Source organism: Paenibacillus sp. NRS-1781 (assembly GCF_050467745.1).
Taxonomy (GTDB): domain Bacteria; phylum Bacillota; class Bacilli; order Paenibacillales; family Paenibacillaceae; genus Paenibacillus; species Paenibacillus terrae_A.
Window position 1 is genome coordinate 1 of record NZ_JBITPI010000112.1, and the last position, 4,396, is coordinate 4,396.

A 4,396-nucleotide genomic window follows, 5' to 3' on the forward strand; every position below is an offset into this window, starting at 1 on the left:
CGCTGGCACAAAGTGCATCGTACTTACGCCATCGCGGGCAATCGTGTCGACGATGTCCTCCGGATTCTTTTCCCCGCCAACCGACAGCAGGCTCACCTTCGAGCCGACCATCGACCACCAGAACAGCTCCCACACGGATACGTCGAATGTGAAGGCAGTCTTTTGCAGGATCGTATCCTCCGCACTCAAGCCGTAACGATCATGCATCCACAAAATCCGGTTCAGCACGGAATGGTGCTCAACCATAACGCCCTTCGGTTTTCCAGTCGAGCCGGAGGTGTAGATCACGTAGGCTACATTCTGTGGCCCCGCCAACGGTTCCAGATTCGAGCCATCTTCATGGTAAATATCTTCGCGATCCAGTACCAGCACCATGCCGTCAAAGCTCAGACTTGCCTGCTCTGCCAGACGCGATTTCGTCAATACCAGCTTCGCTCCTGAATCCTCCAGCATGAAACGGATACGGTCCGCAGGATAATCCGGGTCAATTGGCACATATGCGCCGCCTGCTTTGAGAATCGCGTAGATCCCTACAATCATCTCCAGCGAACGTTGTACCAGAATGCCCACCGGCTGATCCGGTCCAACTCCTTCCGCACGCAGCGTCCGCGCCAAACGATTAGCCCGCTCGTTCAGCTCGCGGTAGGTCAACGCCTCTGATCCGAACAGTACTGCCACCTGATCCGGAGTTAGCGCCGACTGTTCTTCGAACCACGCACTCAGCGTCTGATTCTGTGGATAAGCTACTGCTGTATTTCCCCAAACCTCAAGGATTTGTGCTTGTTCTTCTGGTGTCACCAATTCCAGCTCATTCACGCGAATATGCGGATTGTTCACGATTTGCTCAAGCACATGCAATACATGTCCTTGCATACGCTCCACGGTAGCCAGATCATACACATTGGCGTTATATCGGAATATGATTTGGAAGACTTCACCCGGTATCACCATCAAGTCCAGATCATAATTTGTCTGTTCCACAACCTCAACATTCGTAATCTCAAAAGCTGACGGTTGCACCTCTCCAATCTGCTCGACCTGCTGCTCCACCGGATAGTTTTCAAACACCATAATGTGATTGATCAGGTTCTGCTTCTGCTCAGTCAACGCCTGAATTTCATACAACGGGAAGCTGTCAAATGTCCCCGAAGCCAGCGCCTGCTCCTGCGTTTTCCGCATGATTTCTGCAAAAGTGGCATTCCGTTCGCTTTGAATCCGGACCGGAATCGTATTGATGAACAAGCCGATGATGCTTTCTACACCAGGTATATCGGACGGACGGCCAGATACGACACTGCCAAAAATTACATCCTCATTATTGTTGTACTTCTGTAAAATAAGGCCCCACATGCTCTGCATCAGCGTATTGATTGTGACCTGCTGCTGCTTTGCAATCCGGTTCATGGCTTCACTCCATGTGCTGTCTAGCTCAAACGTTAGTTGTTCAGAAATATACTCAGATGACTTGGTTGCTATAGATGCTGGATACTCTTCGTTGTCTTCAGTCTGATCCTTCCGGGAAGTATCTTTTCCAGGTAACAAGGTCTGCTGCTCAAAGCCTGCCAGATAGCTACTCCAGTAGTCTCTTGCCGCACGTTCATCCTGACGCTCAAGCCATTTGATATATTCTCGATAAGATGTGACCATCGTAAGCTGTGGCTGCTTTTGCTCTAGCAGCGTAAAGTACGTACCGAACACCTCGCCTGTGACCAGCGACAAACACCAGCCATCCATCACAATATGGTGGAAACTCCAGACCAAGTGATACGTTTCTTCTCCTGTCTGCAAAACCTTTATACGCATTAACGTATCGGTATCCAGTTCAAAGCCTCGGACTTGATCTTGCATTTTGAGATTCTGGATATAGGTCTTCCGCTCCGCTTTCTTCATTTCGCGCAGATCCTCGAAGGCAAGCTCACTGTCTTTGTGACGAATTACCATCTGCAATGGCTCCTGATCTTGCAAGACATGAAAGTTTGTCCGCAACGTCTCATGCCGTTGTGTTAGCACATCTAAACTCTTACGAAAAGCACTCACGTCAAAGCTACCCTGTAAATCAAACGAGGCCTGCTGAAAGTACGCGCCCGACTTCGGCTCCATCAAACTATGGAAAAGCATTCCCTTTTGCATGGGCGAGAGCGCATAAGCATTTTCCAGTTCTCCTACAGGGGCCGTTTGCACGGTCAGTTGTTCCAACTGCTCCAGCGTCAAGCCTTTGAATAGCACATCACTTGGCGTCAGCTCACTCTGTTCTTTGAAAGCGCAATGAACAATGACCTCCTGCAGGCTTTCCTGAAGCAAGCCTGCAAATTTTTCCACATTCTTCTTGTGATACACCTTGCTGTTATAGCGAATTTCCAGCGTCAATACGCCTGCCGTTATTACCCCATTTACATTAAGTGGCTGTTCCAAAAGGGTGCTGTCACTTATTGGCTCCCCACCCTTATGCGAAGAAAACACGATATCGCTATTGTCCAGATCCTGATCAAATTGTCCCAAATAGTTGAAGCTGATATCTGGCTGGAACGTCAAAGCTTCTAGGTTCACATCCTGAGACAAGTATTTCAAAATGCCGTAGCCAATGCCCTTATACGGCACATGACGCAAGTCTTCCTTCACTCGCTTGATTCGCTGCCCTATGTCCACGTTGCTACCCACATCAAGCAGCACTGGATATTGGCTCGTAAACCAGCCTACTGTGCGTGTAATGTCGATATCCGATAGAATAGATTCCCGTCCATGCCCCTCCAGATTTACCAGCACACGCTCCTGACCGCTCCAGTTATATAATGCCGTCCCAAGTGCAGTCAGCAGCAAATCGTTCACTTCTGTGTTGTATGCGCGATGCGCCTCTTGAAGCAACAGTCGTGTTTCCTGCTCGCTCCAAACTGCCGTCACCATCTCGCTGTCTCTTATCAGAGAATGTTCTCCTTCAGTAATCTCATGATCTTTAGGCAATGGTACTGATTCCGTTTGGGCAAAATTCATCCAGTATTCCCGCTCGGATTCGAAGGCAGGACTGTTGGCGTATTCGGACAAACGCTCTGCCCAGTTCAAGAAAGAGTCCGTTTTGAGTGGCAAACGAATCTCATCACCTCGAACGACCTGCCCATACCCAGCTGCAAAATCTTCGAACACAATCCGCCATGAGATGCCATCCACCACCAAATGGTGAACTGCCATTAGCAGATGATCCCCGTCCGCACAATGAAATAGTCCCAGCTTCAACAGTGGTCCTTCGTCCAGACGGATCGAACTTTGGATGGCATTTGCTTTCGCTTCCATCGCCGTCGCCACATCTTCGGGGTCTGCTACATTCGTCAAATCGACAATGTCCAGACTATACAGCTCACCTTCGTTCAAGCCACGGTTCCACGCTTCATATCCCTGTTCGGTCTGACGGAAGACTGTGCGCAACGCATCGTGATGCTCGGCAATTTTGGCCACCGTTTGACGCAATGCAGCTCCATCAAAGCCTTGTGATCTATACAGCATCACCGATTGATTAAAATAATGCGGTTCTTCTGATTGTTGTCCAAAGAACCATTGCTGAATCGGGGTCAGTGTGACCGCCCCGGATACTGTCTGCTGATCGGCTGTACGGCTGGCCTTGTGTACGTGACCACTCAGCAGCGACACGGAAGGATATTGGAACAGATCCTTCATTTCCAGCTTGTAGCCAGCTTGCAGCAATCGGGAGGATACTTGGATCGCTTTGATCGAGTCGCCGCCCAGATCAAAGAAATTCTCCAGAATCCCGACTCTCTTCGTGCCCAATACGGCCTGCCATACCGAAACCAACGTCTGCTCCAGTGCTGTACGTGGCTCTATATAATCCGCTCCGCTTTGCAGACTATCTTCCGGTACTGACAGCACTTTGCGGTCAATTTTACCATTCGGTGTCAGTGGCATGTGCTCCAGCTGTACGAAGAATGAAGGCACCATGTAGTTTGGAAGTCCTTCGCCCAGTAAGCTGCGCAGCTCACTTGCACTCACTTCACGTTCTGCCACATAGTACGCCACCAGTTGGTTTTGCCCTTGCTCGTTCCCATGAGCCAGCACGATCACTTCTTGTACGGCTTCTACCTTCAACATGTGCGCCTCAACTTCACCCAACTCAATCCGATAGCCCCGAATCTTCACCTGGTGGTCGATCCTGCCCAAATGCTCAATATTTCCGTCCGGTAACCATCTTGCCAAGTCCCCTGTCCGATACATCTTTTCGTACCCCGCTTCTCCAGAAGCAAACGGATTTGGTACAAAGACTTCATTTGTTAAATCGGGACGATACAGATACCCACGCGCCAGACCTGCCCCCGACACACACAGTTCCCCAGCTACGCCCACGGGTGCCAGATGTCCATATGCATTTACGATATATACCCGGTGATTCGGC

General features: G+C 50.0%; 1 protein-coding gene. It reads right to left on the reverse strand.

Going from position 1 to position 4,396, the window contains the following annotated elements; genetic code table 11:
• Window positions 1-4,396: condensation domain-containing protein (locus ACIFO6_RS24160; RefSeq protein ID WP_430044597.1), on the reverse strand; the 4,396-nt coding region annotated here is incomplete at both ends.